The sequence below is a fragment of the Holzapfeliella saturejae genome (assembly GCF_037546065.1).
Taxonomy (GTDB): domain Bacteria; phylum Bacillota; class Bacilli; order Lactobacillales; family Lactobacillaceae; genus Holzapfeliella; species Holzapfeliella saturejae.
Genome location: NZ_JAWMWG010000001.1, coordinates 1,171,382 through 1,189,148 on the forward strand (window position 1 = coordinate 1,171,382; position 17,767 = coordinate 1,189,148).

Genomic DNA, 17,767 nt, shown 5'->3' on the forward strand with positions numbered 1-17,767 from the left:
AAATCGCCTACCCTTACTTCTTATCTAATTCTTCTAACAAAATCTTATTCACAACTTTAGGGTTCGCTTGACCTCTAGTTGCTTTCATGATTTGACCAACTAAGAAACCGATTGCACGGTCTTTACCGTTCTTGTAGTCTTCAATAGATTGTTCATTGTTGTCCAAAATATCATTAATCAATGGTACTAGAACTGCTGGATCAGATTGTTGAACCAATCCTTTTTCTTCAACCCAAGCTTTTGGTTCTGTTCCATTTGTAATTGTTTCTTGGAAAACTTTTTTCGCAATTTTTGAAGAAATTGTACCATCTTTAATCAATTTAATCATGGTTGCTAAGTTTTCAGGTGTTAGGTTTGATTCTAACAAGTCGATTTTGTTGGTGTTCAAGTAAGCATTTACTTCACCCATTAACCAGTTAGAAGCAAGTTTTGCATCCCCACCATGTTCAACAGTTTCATTAAAGAAGTCAGACATTTCTTTAGTTTGAGTCAAGATATTAGCATCGTATTCAGGGATACCTAATTCAGAAACATAACGTTTACGACGAACATCTGGCATTTCTGGAATTTGAGATTTAATTTCTTCAACCCATGAATCAGCCACGTGGAATCCTGGAATATCAGGTTCTGGGAAGTAACGGTAGTCGTCTTTTCCTTCTTTTACACGTAGTAAGTAAGTTTGACCTGTTGTTTCGTCAAAACGACGAGTTTCAGGTTTGATTTCGCCACCTGCAAGTAAAATTTCAGCTTGGCGTTTTTCTTCATAAGCAAGACCTAAACGAACATGGTTAAATGAGTTCAAGTTTTTAAGCTCAGCTTTTTCACCTAGTTCTTCTTGACCAATTGGACGTAGTGAAATGTTAGTATCCACACGCATTGATCCTTCTTCCATCTTAACATCAGAAGCCCCTGTAAATTGAACGATTTGACGTAATTTTTCCAGGTAAGCTTGAGCTTCGTCAGGTGTAGCAATATCAGGTTTTGACACAATTTCAATCAATGGTGTTCCCTGACGGTTCAAGTCAACAGATGAGTAGCCATCTGTACCGTGGGTATTTTTACCCGCATCTTCTTCAACGTGCATTTCTTCTAAGCGAATCTTTTTAGTATACCCATTCACTTCAATTTCGATGTAACCGCCAGTAGCTAATGGAAATTCTGATTGTGTGATTTGGTATGCTTTTGGATTATCTGGGTAGAAGTAGTTTTTACGGTCAAAGTGTGTATAAGGTGATACATTAGCGTGCATTGCTGAAGCCACCATAATTCCTAGACGGTAAGCTTCTTTATTCACAGTTGGCAATACACCAGGGTAACCAAAGTCAATCACGTTTGTGTTTGTGTTAGGTTCTGCTCCGTATTGCACTGGACTTGGACTGAACATTTTAGTGTTCGTTTTTAATTCAACGTGGACTTCAAGCCCAATAGTTGTTTCAAAATTCATTATTTGTCCTCCATTTCACTAGGAACTTTTTCATAGAATTTACTGTAATCTTCATAGAAACTTGCGGCATTAAAGATAGCTTCTTCATCAAAACGTTGTGCCATAATTTGAAGACCTACCGGCATATTGTCTGAAGCAAGACCTGCTGGAATACTTGCTGCTGGGATACCTGCCATATTAGCTGAAATTGTCAAGATATCATTAGCATACATTGTCATTGGATCATCATTTTTAGCATCAATACCAAAAGCAGTTGTTGGTGCTGTTGGTCCCATTACTAAGTCATATTTTTCAAATAGACGGTCGAAGTCTTGTTTGATTAAGGTTCTCAATTGTGCAGCCTTTTTGAAGTAAGCATCATAAGTTCCGGCTGAAAGTGAGAACGTACCTAGCATAATACGACGTTTAACTTCGTCTCCGAATCCTTCAGAACGCGTTTTAACATAAACGTCAGCTAAGCTCTTCACATCGTTTGCTCGGAAGCCATAACGAATACCATCAAAACGTTGTAAGTTAGATGAAGCTTCACTAGAAGCAATTAAGTAGTAAGTTGGAATGACATATTTAGTATGTGGCAAGCTTACTTCTTCAACAATTGCACCATTTTCTTCATAAACTTTAATGGCTTCATTAACAACACGTTTAACTTCGTCAGAAACACCGATTTCAAAGTATTCCTTAGGAACAGCAATTTTTAGACCTTTAACGTCTTTGTTAAGAGCTTTAGTAAAGTCAGGAACTTCACGCATTGAACTAGTTGAATCACGTTCATCATGTCCACTAATAGCGTTTAAGACATAAGCAGCATCTTTAACACGTTTAGTCATTACACCGATTTGGTCTAAACTTGAAGAAAAGGCAATTAATCCCCAACGTGATACACGACCATAAGTTGGTTTAATTCCAAAAATCCCAGTGAAAGCACTTGGTTGGCGAATTGAACCACCAGTATCTGAACCCAATGCAGCCACAACTTGACCACTAGCGACAGCAGTTGCTGAACCACCAGAAGAACCACCAGGAACTTTAGTTTGGTCCCAAGGATTTTTTGAAACACCAAAGTATGAAGTTTCAGTAGATGAACCCATCGCAAATTCATCCAAGTTTGGTTTACCAATAATAACCGCTTTTTGGTCTTTTAGTTTTGAAACAACAGTTGCATCATAAACAGATACAAAGTTTTCAAGCATGCGACTAGCTGCTGTCGTTTTCATTTCTGTTGTCACAATGTTATCTTTAACCGCAATTGGAATTCCTGCCAAAGGGGTATCAAATTCTGTGATAGCTTCTGCTTCTTTTGGTGCATTTTCATTCAATGAAATGAAAGAGTTGAATTTATCATCTGTTTTTTTGATGTTATCAAGCGTATTAGTTGCAAGTTCTTTAGCTGACAATTTTTGATCAACTAAGTCTTGATGTAATTGATCAATTGATTCGTTTAAATAATTCATTATTGATTGTCATCCTCCTTGTCGATAATTGAAGGCACTCTAATTAAGCCGTCTTTTGTTTCAGGAACATTTTTAAGTAGCTCTTCACGGGTTTGCATTTTTTCGACTTCATCATTTCTGAAGACATTTTCTTCATCAACAATCAAGTTGGTTGGCACAACATCTGTTGTATCCACTTCTTGTAGCTGCCCTGCCATAGCGATAATTTCATCCATTTGGGGTGTGAACATTTCAAGTTCTTCTTCGCTAAATTTTAATCTTGAAAGCGCCGCAACGTGCGCAATTTCTTCTTTAGAAATCATTGAATACCTCCGTTAATTTTCATTACTAAAGACGTGACTATAGAAATTATAATTATTACTGTCTCGAATCACAACCGATTGGACTTCACCAACAGCTTGAACTTTAATTTCGATAGGAACATTTTTAGGTAAATATTTTTCAGCACTGTTAGAAATTAATTTCGTAAAACTATTGATTTGCTGATAACCATAAAACTGTGTGTTAACAGTTATAGTCATTGCATTAAGTTTACCATTTTCATAACTACTTTTGGCAATAACCCCACTTAAGTTAGGGAAATAACCTTGAACAATTGATTTGAAGTTTTGAAATGCTTCAAGGTCTGAACTATTAATGGCTTTTTCAGAACTTGAAACAATTGGAAACACTTGCGTTTGGTTATCGATGGTTTGCCAATTGTTAATCGCACTACTGTCACCATTTATTGTTGTGGTAGCAAAGTAGGTACCACCAGTTAAACTATCTACACTTGGACGAGAATATAACGCAATCACGATAGGAATATTTTTAAGACCTTCTTTTTGTCGTAAACGTTCGACAACTTTTTGAGCCATTTCCTTACCCTGTTTTTCTTGATCTTCACGAGAAATTTTAGTGCTATATGTCGCACCATTTTTTTCTTTTTGATAATAATCAACTGAATTCATCGCCAGAGTTAGACTGATTCCTTGCACGCTATAATTATTACCTGAACCTGTCATGTAATTTTGTTCCAACAACTGTTCAAGATAAATCGGTGTGCGTTTATCTGAATCCGTCTCGGAATTAGCGGTCGGATTTAATCCTTCTGGATTGTCTTTTTCATCATAGCGACCTAACCAATTATAAGCATCACTTTGACTGATTTGTTGACCTTCTTGAAAAATGTATTTTTCAGTTGAAAACGTTTGTTTTGAAATTTGGACTAATCCTGATTCCATCCCTGTTACATCAACTGAATTCAACATTGTTGCAGTTGCACCACGAGATGGACTGGATTTGTAGCGCCCATCTTGGAGTAGAACATTATAAGTATTGTCGTTGGTTGTTCCTGTAATTTGAAACGTATTTTGTACTTGAGCCGAATTATTATTGGCCAAGTTCGAATTTTGCAGATTGCCACAACCAGTTAGGACAATCATTAAAATTATAAGCTGTATAAGATAGACGATTTTTTTCAAAATACAGCCTCCTACTCTTGTAAATTAGCAATCAAGGTTGCTTCATCCATTACTGAAACGCCCAAATCTTGCGCTTTAGTATATTTTGACCCAGCATTTTCACCATAGATTAATAAGTTGGTATTTTTTGAAACCGATGACGTAACATTAGCCCCGTATGACTGTAGCAATGTTGCTAGCTCCTTACGTTTGTAATGGGATAATGTTCCTGTAATCACCACTGTTTTATCGTTAAAGAAAGCATTATCTGCAGTTGGTGCTTCTGGTTTCAGATAAGTCATATTAACTCTTGAATCTTTTAGCTCACGGATTAACTTTTGTGCTTGGTCTTGTTTGAAGTACAAAGTAATCGCATCAGCAATCACTTGTCCGACCGTGTCAATTTGCTGTAAGTCTTCAGAAGTTGCTTGCATGAGGTTGTCGATTGTTTCGTACTTTTCACAAATAATTTGCGCAACTTTAGCCCCGACATTTCGAATACCTAATCCAAATAACAACTTATCTAGTGAATTACTGCGACTTTGATTGATAGAGTCAATTAAGTTCTGCGCTGATTTTTCACCAAATTTATCCAGAACTAATAACTCGTCTGCTTCAAGTTGGTAAAGTCCAGCGACATCTTTAATTAATTTTTTCTCAAATAACTGCTTAATAATTCGAGGACCTAGCCCTGTAATATCCATGGCATTACGAGAAGCAAAGTGCGCCAGTTTTTCCATAATTTGTGCTTCACACATCGGATTCACACACCTTAAAGCGACCTCATCATTCAAATTAACGAGTTCTGCCCCACATGAAGGACAATGAGTGGGAACTTGGTAGGGTTGTGAACTGGCATCCCTATTTTCTTTGATAACGCGAGAAATTTCAGGAATAATGTCGCCCGCTTTATGAATAAACACAGTATCTAGCAATCGCACATCTTTTTGATGTAATAATGTTGGGTTGTGTAAAGTTGCCTTTGAAACAGTTGTTCCAGCTAACTGCACAGGATCCATAATAGCCGTTGGTGTTACAACACCCGTACGACCAACTGTCCATTGAATATCTCTAACAACTGTTTTTGATTCTTCTGGTGCAAATTTATAGGCAATTTGCCATCTCGGCACTTTGACTGTATTCCCTAGTTGTTGTTGGTAATCAAAGCGGTTAACTTTGACGACAACACCGTCAATGCCATAAGGTAGACTATCACGCTTTTGTTCATATTCTTCAACAAATTTCAAAACATCATTAATGGATTGAACTTCAATTGAATCAGGATTAGTGCTAAGACCTAACTCAGTCATTTTATTTAAAGCTTCAACTTGCGTTGTTACGTCTTCATCTGTTGATACCCAGTGATAGAAAAAGGTACTTAAGTTACGACTTTTTGTCACAGCTGAGTCAAGTTGTCTTAATGATCCTGCTGCTGCATTTCTCGGATTAGCAAAAATTTGCTGTCCTTCTTGTTCGCGTTTTTTGTTTAAATCAGCAAATGACTTTTTAGGCATGTAACATTCGCCACGAAACTCAATTGAAAGTGGTTCTGGTAAGGTTTTGGGAACATCTTTAATCGTTTGAACATTGGCAGTAACATTTTCTCCAATTAACCCATCTCCACGTGTTGAAGCCTGAACAAGTTTACCTTCTTCATAGACAACTGATAATGCTAAGCCATCGATTTTTAGTTCGACATTATAACTGACATCATCGGTTTGCAACTGCTTTTTGACACGCTTATCAAATTCAACGAGCTCATCCATAGAAAAAACATCACTCATTGAAAGCATCGGGGGTGTATGCGTAATCTTTTCTAATTTCGTTGAAGCAGATGCACCCACTCGTTGTGTAATTGAATCTTGTGAAATTAATTCTGGAAAATGTTTTTCAATATCTTGCAAACGATGGTAGTTTTGATCATAAATATAATCTTCAACAGAAGGGTTGTCCTCATCGTAATATTCTTTAGCCCACTGATCTAACTTTTCACGTAATTGATTAACTTCTACTTGTGCCTGTTGACGTGTTAACTCAGACACTGGATGTTCAACTGTCATTATGTCATCCCTTTTTATTTCTTCGTAATTGGTGCAAACTCAGCAAGTAAACGTTTAACACCTTGACTTTCAAATGCAATATCTAATTCGGTATCTGTTCCAGTTCCCGTTATTTTAACAACGGTTCCTTCTCCCCAAGCTTTATGTGCAACTTTGTCACCCACTTGCCAAGGTTGTTTTTCAGCCCCTACAGCACCTTTACTTTTTGGTGCAACATGACTGTGATATACAGGCGAATAAGCTTTTCTATGATAATCTTTCAACGGATTATCAGGCTGTTCTTGTACTTTTGGTTCGATTTTTTCAAGATGATCAAATGAAATTTCTTGTACAAAACGAGAAGGCATGTTGGACTGACGTCTACCATAAAGCAAACGAGAATGTGCGTTAGTTAAATATAATTGCTCTCTAGCACGTGTCACACCAACGTAAGCTAAGCGACGTTCTTCTTCAAGTGAGTCTTCATCGCCTAAACTTCTTGAAGATGGGAATAACCCTTCTTCCATACCTACTAAAAAGACTACTGGAAACTCTAGTCCCTTAGCTGCATGAAGTGTCATTAAGGTTACTTCATCTTCCTCTTCTTCACCTTCGTCTTGGTCAGACAATAGTGATACATCAGCTAGGAAATCAGTTAAACGAGATTGTTCGGTTTGATTATCATCATAACCTTCATCAAACTTATTGGTTACAGATAAGAATTCATCGATATTTTCTAATCTAGTTTGTGATTCTAATGTATTTTGTTCTTTCAAGTCTTGTGTATAGCCACTTTGATGAAGAATTTTTTCAACAATTGAGGTAATCGAGTGATTATCATGGTAATCAATAAAATCTTGCATCATGGTTGAAAAGGCCTGCATTGCTTTTTGAGCTTTACTACCAATTGAAGATAGTGCGACATTCTTGGCGGCTTCAAGTAACGTCCAATTATTTTCAGCTGCAAACTCATTTAACTTCGTCAATGTTCCTGGACCAATTCCACGTTTTGGTGTATTAATGATACGGTTTAAACTCATGGTGTCATTTGGATTATCAATTAATCTTAAATAAGCCAATAAGTCCTTAATTTCTTTACGGTCATAAAACTTGTGACCACCGACAATTTTGTAAGGAATTGAAGCTTTGATAAGGCCTTCTTCAACGGTTCGAGACTGTGCATTTGTTCGATATAAAATCGCATAATCACGATAATGACGCTTGTTGGATTCAATACCTTCGTTGATGTTTTCAACAATAAATAAGGACTCATCTAAGTCATTTTGAGCACGATAACATTTAACTTTTTCTCCATCACCTTGGTCAGTCCAAAGTTTTTTGGGCTTACGATTATTATTATTTTCAATCACACTATTAGCGGCACTTAGAATATGTGACGTACTACGGTAATTTTGTTCCAACAATATCGTTTTAGTGTCAGCGTAATCTTGCTCAAAGTTCAAAATGTTTTCCATGTTAGCACCACGCCAACCATAGATACTTTGGTCAGAATCACCCACAACACAAATATTTTGATATTTTGCACTCAGCATTTTAACAATTTGATATTGTGCTTCATTTGTATCTTGATATTCATCCACGTGAATATATTGGAATTTTTCTTGATAAAAGTGCAGGGTTTCTGGAGAAGTTTTGAATAATTCAATCGTCTTCATAATCAAATCATCAAAGTCCATCGCTTGATTTTCAAATAAAGTTTTTTGGTACTGATCGTAAACTTCAGAAACAACTTTAGCAAAACTATTGTTCACTGATTCTGCAAATTTTTCAGGTGTTAGTAAGTCATTTTTAGCATTGCTAATTGTTCCTAAAATGGCTTTTGGATTATACAATTTAGGATCATAGTTACGTTCTTTTAAAATTTGCTTAACTAACGTTTGTTGTTCTGCTGGATCTGAAATTGTAAATGAAGTCGTATAATTGATTTTAGACGCTTCAGCTCTTAAGATACGCACACACAAAGCATGGAAAGTTGAAATCCAAATACTTTGGCCATTTGCCCCTAGCAAATCTAAAACACGTTCTTTCATTTCTCGAGCTGCTTTATTTGTAAAAGTGATTGCTAAGATATGAGAAGGATTGATATTTTTTTCATCAACTAAATATGCAATCCGACGTGTTAGGACACTTGTTTTACCACTACCGGCTCCGGCCATTACAAGCAAAGGACCTTCAGTATGTTTTACAGCTTTTTTTTGCTTGTCATTTAGTCCTGTTAAAATATCAGTTTGATTCACAATTTTTCCCACTCTCATCTTGTATTTATAACGTTGCTAATACATACCAGTATAGCAAAAATCAGTTATTAAATGTAGTTTTTATCACACAAAAAAAGATCACAGCCTAAAAGCTTGTGACCTTTTTTTAATTTATTCTTCGTCTAAAAAGTGAATTTTTCCACCTTCAAAAGATGAAATACGTGCAAGTGATTCAACTTGGTAACCTTGTTCATCTAGCATTTTGCGACCTTTTTGGAAGCTTTTTTCAACAGAAATTCCAATTCCTGCAACTGTTGCTTCTGCTTGGTTCACAATATCTAGTAAGCCTTCAACTGCTTGGCCATTAGCCAAAAAGTCATCGATAATTAAAACATGGTCATCAGCTGATAAGAAATCACGTGAAATAACAATTTCATTTGAAGTTTGATGTGTGTATGAGAACACAGTTGCTGAGTACATGTTGTCATTCAATGTCACTGATTTTTGTTTTCGACCAAAAACAACCGGAACGTTGAAGTTGTAACCCACCATGATTGCTGGTGCGATTCCTGAAGCTTCAACTGTCAGAATTTTGGTAACTTTCTTTTCTTTAAAGCGTTCGTAAAATTCATCAGCCATTTGTTTCATCAAAACAGGGTCTAATTGTTGTTTTAGAAATGAGTCAACTTCTAAAACATCATCACCAATGACTTTTCCATCTTTAAGTAATCTATCTTTTAAAATTTTCAATGTTATTTCCTACCTTTTGAAGATCTATCGTATAACCTAAGTCTAACATAACACGAATAATAACGCTATAACACCTTTTAATGGTCGTTATTATTGCAAAATCATTTTAACTATCGGCTTATAAACTGTAGTTAGGGGCTTCTTTTGTAATTTGAACATCGTGTGGATGAGATTCTTTAAGACCTGCACCAGTGATACGAACAAATTGGGCATTGTCATGTAGTGATTGAATGTTTTCAGCACCTACATAACCCATACCTGAACGAATACCACCTTCCATTTGGTAGATGATATCTGCAAGAGGGCCTTTATAAGCAACACGACCTTCAATACCTTCAGGAACTAACTTGTTAGCTTCATTGACGCTACTTTGAAAGTAACGGTCTGATGACCCATGTGTCATTGAAGCAAGACTTCCCATACCACGGTATGTCTTGAAACGACGGCCTTGGTAAATTTCAAATTCACCAGGTGATTCTTCAGTACCTGCTAACATACTACCTAGCATAACAGCATTTCCACCTGCTGCAAGTGCTTTAATAATATCACCTGAGTATTTAATTCCACCATCAGCAATAATCGTCTTGTTGTATTTTCTAGCAACATTTGCGGCATCGTAAATGGCTGTAATTTGAGGAACACCCACACCAGCAACAACACGAGTTGTACAAATTGAACCAGGTCCAATTCCGACTTTAACCACATCAACACCTGCTTGATACAAGGCTTCTGTCCCTTCAGCTGTGGCAACATTTCCGGCAATTAAAGTTGCTTTAGGGAATTCTTTTCTGATTTCAGCAATTTTGCGCAATACCCCAGCAGAATGTCCGTGAGCAGTATCGATAATAATTGCATCAGCACCTGCATCTAGTAAAGCTTGTGCACGGTCAAATGTATCACTTGTAACCCCAACAGCAGCAGCTACTAGTAAACGACCTTGTGCGTCTTTAGCAGCATTTGGAAATTGTTTAACGTTTTCAATGTCTTTGATTGTGATTAACCCACTTAAACGGCCATCTGTATCAATCAATGGTAATTTTTCAATACGGTGATCTTGTAAGATTTTTTCAGCTTCGGCTAAAGAAGTGCCAACTGGAGCTGTAACTAATCCTTCTTTAGTCATGACGTTGTCGATTTTTTGGTTCATGTCGGTAATAAATCTTAAATCACGGTTTGTAACAATACCTGTTAATTTACGATTTTTATCATTATCAACAATTGGAACACCACTAATACGGTAACGACTCATCAATGCTTCAGCTTCGTTGATTGTACGGTCAGCTGTTAGGAAAAATGGTGCGCTGATAACACCACTTTCAGAACGTTTTACTTGTAAAACGTTGTCAGCTTGAGCTTCAATACTCATATTTTTGTGAATAACACCTAGTCCACCTTGGCGAGCCATAGCAACAGCCATTTTTGATTCTGTAACTGTATCCATGCTGGCACTTAAAATTGGGACATTCAGTTTCAAATTATCCGCTAATTGTACAGATAAATCTGCATCGTGTGGTAATACGTGACTTTCTCTAGGAATTAATAAAACATCGTCGAAGGTAAGCCCTTCTTTTTTAAATTTTGTGTCCCAATTTGACATTGAATAAAACCTCCATAAAATTATATTACTATCAAATGTAATAAAAAAAAGCCAACCTGTCAACAGTTGGCCTTAGTATATGAGATAAAAAAACCAAACCTTATTTTCTTATCATATTTATTTAAATTAGTTTTTACGCTTGGTTTGACGTATCATTTTTAGCTTCAGTTGTTTCGTAAGAAATTAACCCTTTTTTACCATTAAATAATAAGTTCAAGATTACTGAAGATAAAATCGCAATCACAATTCCATTACTCAATAACATTTTTAATGTTTGAGGTAGGGCATTGAAGAAGTGTGGGAATGATGTCACACCTAATCCTAATCCAAGTGATACAGCAACAATTAGCAAGTTCTTTTCGTTATCGAAGTCTACTAATTTAAGCATCTTAATTCCTTGTACAGCAACCATACCAAACATCACTAGCATTGCTCCACCTAATACTGAAGAAGGAATAATAGTAGCTAATGCACCGAATTTAGGTAGGAAACCTAATAAGATTAAGAAACCTGCAGCATAGTAAATTGGACGTCTTGTTTTGATTCCTGAAAGTTGTAATAACCCTACGTTTTGTGAAAAAGTCGTGTAAGGGAATGTGTTGAATAATCCACCTAAAATAACAGATAGTCCTTCAGCACGATAACCACGTTTTAAATCATCTTGTGACAATTTTTGTTTAGTAACATCACTTAAAGCAAAGTAAACACCTGTTGTTTCAACCATAGTAGTCAATAATACTAAAATCATTGTCAATGTTGAAGACCATTCAAACTTGGGTGCACCAAAGTAGAATAATTGAGGGAAATGTAACCAACTTGCTTCGGCAACCGGTTGTAAAGAGACTTGTCCCATCAATCCTGCTAATAAAGTTCCGACTACTAAACCAACCAAAACAGCAATTGATTTAAAGAAGCCTTTACCCCACACATTGATAATTAAGATAATAGCCACGGTCAAAAAGCCAAGCAATAAGTGTGTTGGACTAGCAAAATCAGCAGCAGAAGAGTTTCCACCACCCATATTTTGAAAGGCAACAGGCATTAAAGATAGCCCAATCATCGTAATCAAGGTTCCAGTTACAATTGGTGGGAACAATTTTCTGATTTTTGAGAAAACGCCTGCAATTAAAAAGACGAAAATTCCGGCTAAAATAATTGCACCGTACATATATTGAATCCCATATTCTGAACCAATCATTTTTAAGGGTTCAACCGCTTGAATTGCACACCCTAAAACAACAGGTAACCCAATTCCAAAGAAACGGTTCATCTGTAATTGAAGTAAAGTGGCTAACCCACACATTAAAATATCAATCGATACTAAGTAAGTCATCTGTGTTGAGTTAAAGTTCAACGCTGTCCCTACTAATAGAGGAACTAAAATTGAACCTGAATACATAGCTAATAAGTGTTGTAGTCCTAAAACAGCGGACTTCAGATTTGAGTTAACTGATTTTTTCGAATCCATTAACTAGTCCTCCTCGACAAAATTAACTTGACCGTTTTCAAATGACGCAATACGTGCTAATGATTCCACATGAATACCTTCATCGTCTAATAATTGGCGGCCTTTTTGGAATGACTTTTCAATCACAATTCCAACACCACCAAGAGACGCATTAGCTTGATCTAAGATTTCAAGCATCCCTTTAACAGCTTGACCATTAGCTAAGAAATCATCAATCAATAGTACATTGTCATCTTCGTTTAGGAATTTTTGTGAAATCGCAATTTCATTAGAAGTTTGCTTTGTAAATGAGTAAACAGTTGCCGAATACAAGTGATCTTTTAACGTAAGTGACTTGTGTTTTCTAGCAAAAACTACCGGAACACCAAATTCATAACCAGCCATCAATGCAGGTGCGATTCCTGATGATTCAACTGTCAAAATTTTAGTGATGTTGTTATCTTTGAATAATCGGTAAAATTCTTTACCCATTTCTTTCATTAGTTCTGGATCAATTTGTTGGTTTAAAAAGCTATCAACTTTTAAGACTTCTTCCCCTAAAAGTTGACCGTCTTTCTTAATTCTTTCTTCAAGCAATTTCAAAACTCTCGTCCTACCTTCAATTAAAATTTTTCACAATAATCTTATCATATTCTGAACATTTTAGCCATTTTTTAAAAAATCAATCGTAATTATACAAACTATAGGCCTCAATAACCGAAATAATTTTATCTGCATATTCTGGATCAGTAGCATAACCACTTTTTTGTAGTGCAACTGAAGCTTCTTTATAATTTTTTGACTTTAACACACGTTCGTATTGGCTACTATTCCAAGTTGTTCCATACAGTAGTAGTTTTTGGTGAGCTTGAATAGCCTCTTTGTCTGATTGATAAACTTGAAAGTCTAAGTTATACGTTTTGTATTCCCCATTCACATATTCTTGTGTGGGTAAGGTCACTTTATTTTTTGATTGAGAGCCTGCTTTAACACCAAATAAATTATGATAATTTTCGGCAAGCTCACTTCTACCGTAATTACTTTCTAGAGCTGCTTGGGCAATAACAAAGCTATTTAAAATAGTCGTGTTTTGATTGACTTCAACAACATCTTTGGCAATACGATCGATAAAGTCTTGTTTAACTTGAGCAGATTGATTCGTATAATCGTTTAAATAAGCACATCCCGTCACTAATACAAGTGACAATAGGAGTCCAACAAGTTTAATGACTTTTTTCATAACTGTTCTCCTTATAATTATCTTGACCACAAAAAGAGATAAAAAAAAAGCCCCGTCAGGGCTTTTTTCTAGCTATTAAAGTTTGTTAACGTTAACTGCTTGTGGTCCACGGTCACTTTCTTCGATATCGAAAGAAACTGATTGACCATCTTCTAAAGTTTTGTAACCTTCACTTTGGATAGCTGAGAAGTGAACGAATACGTCACTACCATCTTCACGAGTTACGAATCCGTAACCTTTTTCTGGGTTAAACCATTTTACTGTTCCATTTTCCATAATAAGAACTTCCTCCTGAAATGTAATAATGTATTTAATGCTTGGTACTGGTAGAAGAAAGTCTTACTAAAAACAATCGAACCTAATTACCACTCAAAAACTACATCTATTATATTAACACGATGATAATCATAAAACAAGTCAGCAGTTTTACTTAATCGCACCAAAAGCTTTGCTCAAAGCGCGCCCTACAACAGAGGTCACAACTAGTGATACACCAGCTTCTGTTACGGCATTAACACCGAGTACAGCAAGCAAAATAAAGAACAATGACTGGCTACTTTGTGTGTTACCTAAGTATTGTGTTAGTGCTTCTGGATTGTTCATAAAAACAAGGGCTGCAATAACAATCACACCTAAGGTATTCACCAAAGCACCAAGTAACCCAGCTACACCATAAGAAATGAATTGATTAGTGTTAAATTTATTTAATAAGACAACCGCATAACCACTCACTAACCCTGTTAAAATTCTTGGCACAATCGCAATAAATGGATTTTGGAAAAGTAATAAACTTACCGGACTTCCTGGCTGTGTATAGGCCATAATAAAAGCAATTACTCCCCAAATCAGTCCGATAATAGCTCCCATTCTAGGTCCTAAAACCGCTCCTGCAATTGAAACGGTTAAAACAACAGTTGTAATAGCCGGTAGTCCTGGAATTACCGTGATATAACCAAACTGTGGTACATAAGATTGAATCAGAATTAACGCAGTAAATACCGCAATTAAGGTTAAACTTAGTACATTGTTTTTCTTCATTTTTAAGTAAATATCCTTTTTATTATTTAAAAAGCACCTCGACTAATCTCACCTGAGATAATCGCGATGCTTCTTATTTTATGCGGGCGAGAAGACTCGAACTTCCACGACCATAATTGGTCACAAGATCCTTAATCTTGCGCGTCTGCCATTCCGCCACGCCCGCTTACCAAAAAAGTATATCAGAATACTTTTTTTTAGGCAATATAATTTATTATTGACGTCCCATGCGACGTTGAACAAATTTAACGATTTCAACGATAATAATCATTGCAAATCCAGCAGCAAATACAACTGCCCATTGTACAAAGTCTAATGGTGTGACGTGGAATAATTGATTGAATCCAGGTACAAAGATTGTAATAGCTAACATTACAAATGAAACTAAAATACCTAAGTTCAACATTTTGTTTGCAAATGGATTAGATTGTGCAAGTGATTGATGGATAGATTTTACGTTAAAGGCGTGGAATAATTGAATTAATCCAAGTGTTACATACGCCATAGTTAACGCATCAGCATGCAACATATCGTAGTCATTTACGTGAGGACCAACATGTAGTCCAATTAGGTAAACACCTAAGGTTAAGGCACCTTCTAAAATACCTTGATAGAAAATAGCTGATGAAACACCACCAGAGAAGAACGTAGATTTACGTCCACGAGGTTTTTGTTTCATCACACCTGGTTCACTTGGTTCAACACCCAAAGCAATCGCTGGGAATGTATCGGTTACCAAGTTAATCCATAATAATTGAACAGGTTTTAGAATGTCCCATCCTAGAATTGTCATAAAGAATAAGGTCAATACTTCCCCTAAGTTAGCTGAAAGTAAGTATTGAATTGATTTTTGAATATTTGAGAAAACTTTACGTCCTTCACGAACAGCATGAACAATTGTTGCAAAGTTATCATCAGCAAGCACCATATCACTAGCACCTTTTGATACTTCAGTACCTGTAATCCCCATACCAATACCGATATCAGCAGTTTTAAGTGATGGTGCATCATTAACCCCGTCACCTGTCATAGCTACAACTTTGCCACGACTTTGCCATGCTTTAACAATACGTACTTTATGTTCAGGTGATACACGTGCATAAACAGAAAATTCTGGCACACGTTCTTTGAATTCTTCAGGTGTCATCTGATCTAATTGTGCACCTGTAATCACTCGACTATCATCACCTGGGGTAATGATTCCTAAACGACCTGCAATCGCTTCAGCTGTATCTTGGTGGTCACCAGTAATCATAATTGGTGTGATTCCAGCATCTTTTGCTTCGGCAATCGCTTGTTTTGCTTCTGGTCTTTCAGGGTCAATCATACCTACAAGTCCAGCAAATACTAAATCGTTTTCAACTGTTTCAGTTGAAGGGTCAGCTGGGATTTGGTCAATTGTTTTGTAAGCCATAGCCAATACACGAAGTGCTTGTTTAGCCATTGCTGTATTTGTTGCTAGGATTTCCTGCTTTTGTTCTTCAGTAATGTCGGTTACTTGACCGTTTAGTTCAATCTTAGTAACGCGTTTTAATAATTCATCTGGAGCACCTTTAACCGCAACAAAGTAAGGTTGCCCACTTACTTCATGAATTGTTGACATTAATTTACGGTCAGAATCAAATGGCACTTCTTCAACACGAGGTTCAGCTTTTAAAACTGAGTTGAGATTGAATTTGTGATTTAATCCAAATTGTACTAAAGCTGTTTCGGTTGGATCACCGATTAATTCTGATTCGCCGCCAATTTTGGTATCATTTGCCATATTCATAACACGTAGCATTGAATTATTAGCATCAATATCATCTTTAGCACTATGTGTTTCGCCGTTGTAGTAAACTTTTTCAACGGTCATTTGATTCATTGTTAAAGTACCTGTTTTATCTGAAGCGATAATATCTGTACTTCCCAATGTTTCAACAGCTGGCAATTTACGAACTAAAGCGTTACGTTTTGCCATTTTTTGAGTTCCTAAAGCTAGAATAATTGTTACAATAGCTGGCAACCCTTCTGGAATAGCTGCAACAGCAAGTGAAATAGCCGTTAAGAACATGTTAGTTGCCACTGTTTGTAGAGGTAGACCTTCATGGTTAGTAAATAGTCCAATTACAAAAATCAAAGCAGCGATAATTAAAATTAGATAAGTTAAGACTTTACCTAGTGAGTTTAGGTTTTCTTGAAGTGGTGTTGTCGTTTCATCAGTATCGTTCAACATACCTGCGATACGACCAACTTCAGTTTGCATCCCAATAGCAGTTACAACACCAAGTCCACGACCAGAAGTCACGTTACTGTTCATAAAACCTAAGTTCAAGCAATCCCCAATTGGCACATCTTTATCTTCAAGAACTTTGTCGTTTTTATCAACAGGAACTGATTCCCCTGTTAGAGCTGATTCTTCAATTTGAAGTGAAGCTGTTGATAACCAACGAATATCTGCTGGTACAACATCCCCTGCTTCAACTGAAACAATATCTCCCACAACGACTTCGTCACTTGGAACAGATACCATTTTGCCATCACGGTAAACATTAGCATTTGGGGTAGACATTTCTTTTAGTGCCTCAATGGCTTCTTCTGCCTTTGATTCTTGGAAAACACCAAGTACAGCGTTAATTAGCACAACGGCCAAGATGATAATAGCATCAGCCCATTCTTGTGCAACAACACCAGAAACCACTGCAGCTACAAGTAGAACAACAATCATAAAGTCCTTGAATTGATCAAAGAATTTTTGAAGCATTGATTTACTTTGTTTAGATTGAAGCGTATTTAAACCGTCTCTTTCTAAACGAGCTTTGGCTTCCGCACTTGATAGCCCCTCTTTTGAGGTGTTCAACTTCTGTTCAACTTCAGAAGCTGTTAGTGCATAAATTCGTTTTGAATTTTCCATAATAACCCTCCATTTTTTCTATAGGAAAATAATCGCCAGGTCTATAAACAATAAAAGACCTATGCGCGAATAAACACGCATAAGTCTCACCATTCAAGATAAGTCCAGAAACAATCGTTTCGGTTGATGAACTTATCACAGAATACTTCTGCCAGTTACTCCCTTATGTCATTATCATTATAGCGTTAAAGTAGTTAATCTGACAAG

General features: G+C 36.4%; 14 protein-coding genes and 1 tRNA gene. All 15 read right to left on the minus strand.

Annotation, left to right across the window (positions count from 1 at the left end; all coding sequences use genetic code 11):
• Window positions 1-13 precede the first annotated feature (13 nt).
• Complete coding sequence (gene gatB / locus R4Y45_RS05840; protein WP_339970205.1) at window positions 14-1,444, minus strand: Asp-tRNA(Asn)/Glu-tRNA(Gln) amidotransferase subunit GatB; 1,431 nt, start codon at window positions 1,442-1,444, stop codon at window positions 14-16.
• The gene (gene gatA / locus R4Y45_RS05845) at window positions 1,444-2,895 is read right to left on the minus strand and encodes an Asp-tRNA(Asn)/Glu-tRNA(Gln) amidotransferase subunit GatA (protein ID WP_339970206.1); all 1,452 of its coding nucleotides are present in this window, start codon (window positions 2,893-2,895) and stop codon (window positions 1,444-1,446) included. The genes gatB and gatA overlap by 1 nt, the downstream gene beginning before the upstream one ends.
• Window positions 2,895-3,197 carry an Asp-tRNA(Asn)/Glu-tRNA(Gln) amidotransferase subunit GatC gene (gatC, locus tag R4Y45_RS05850; protein ID WP_339970207.1) on the minus strand — a complete coding sequence of 101 codons (303 nt, stop codon included), beginning with the start codon at window positions 3,195-3,197 and terminating at the stop codon, window positions 2,895-2,897. The genes gatA and gatC overlap by 1 nt, the downstream gene beginning before the upstream one ends.
• Window positions 3,198-3,209: 12 nt before the next feature.
• Complete coding sequence (locus tag R4Y45_RS05855; protein ID WP_339970208.1) at window positions 3,210-4,358, minus strand: CamS family sex pheromone protein; 1,149 nt, start codon at window positions 4,356-4,358, stop codon at window positions 3,210-3,212.
• Between the two features lie 11 nt (window positions 4,359-4,369).
• Entirely contained in the window at window positions 4,370-6,397 is a 2,028-nt protein-coding gene (ligA, locus tag R4Y45_RS05860) for an NAD-dependent DNA ligase LigA (RefSeq protein ID WP_339970209.1), read from the minus strand.
• A gap of 14 nt (window positions 6,398-6,411) precedes the next feature.
• Window positions 6,412-8,634, minus strand: coding sequence for a DNA helicase PcrA (gene pcrA / locus R4Y45_RS05865; protein ID WP_339970210.1), 2,223 nt, complete (start codon window positions 8,632-8,634; stop codon window positions 6,412-6,414).
• 132 nt (window positions 8,635-8,766) lie between these two features.
• Entirely contained in the window at window positions 8,767-9,345 is a 579-nt protein-coding gene (locus tag R4Y45_RS05870) for a xanthine phosphoribosyltransferase (protein WP_339970211.1), read from the minus strand.
• A 118-nt stretch (window positions 9,346-9,463) separates the two neighbouring features.
• Window positions 9,464-10,942: an IMP dehydrogenase gene (guaB, locus tag R4Y45_RS05875; RefSeq protein ID WP_339970212.1), complete on the minus strand. Its 1,479-nt coding sequence runs from the start codon at window positions 10,940-10,942 to the stop codon at window positions 9,464-9,466.
• Window positions 10,943-11,075: 133 nt separating this feature from the next.
• Window positions 11,076-12,410: a nucleobase:cation symporter-2 family protein gene (locus tag R4Y45_RS05880; protein ID WP_339970213.1), complete on the minus strand. Its 1,335-nt coding sequence runs from the start codon at window positions 12,408-12,410 to the stop codon at window positions 11,076-11,078.
• A 3-nt stretch (window positions 12,411-12,413) separates the two neighbouring features.
• Entirely contained in the window at window positions 12,414-12,992 is a 579-nt protein-coding gene (locus tag R4Y45_RS05885; protein ID WP_339970214.1) for a xanthine phosphoribosyltransferase, read from the minus strand.
• Window positions 12,993-13,071: 79 nt separating this feature from the next.
• A complete protein-coding gene (locus R4Y45_RS05890; protein WP_339970215.1) occupies window positions 13,072-13,629 on the minus strand; it encodes a glycoside hydrolase family 73 protein in 558 nt (185 codons plus the stop codon).
• Between the two features lie 75 nt (window positions 13,630-13,704).
• On the minus strand, window positions 13,705-13,905 hold the full coding sequence (locus R4Y45_RS05895; protein WP_056974321.1) for a cold-shock protein: 201 nt from the start codon (window positions 13,903-13,905) through the stop codon (window positions 13,705-13,707).
• Window positions 13,906-14,055: 150 nt separating this feature from the next.
• On the minus strand, window positions 14,056-14,667 hold the full coding sequence (locus tag R4Y45_RS05900) for an ECF transporter S component (protein ID WP_339970216.1): 612 nt from the start codon (window positions 14,665-14,667) through the stop codon (window positions 14,056-14,058).
• An 81-nt stretch (window positions 14,668-14,748) separates the two neighbouring features.
• Window positions 14,749-14,833: transfer RNA gene (locus tag R4Y45_RS05905), tRNA-Leu, on the minus strand.
• 48 nt (window positions 14,834-14,881) lie between these two features.
• On the minus strand, window positions 14,882-17,560 hold the full coding sequence (locus R4Y45_RS05910) for a calcium-translocating P-type ATPase, PMCA-type (RefSeq protein WP_339970217.1): 2,679 nt from the start codon (window positions 17,558-17,560) through the stop codon (window positions 14,882-14,884).
• Window positions 17,561-17,767: the final 207 nt, after the last annotated feature.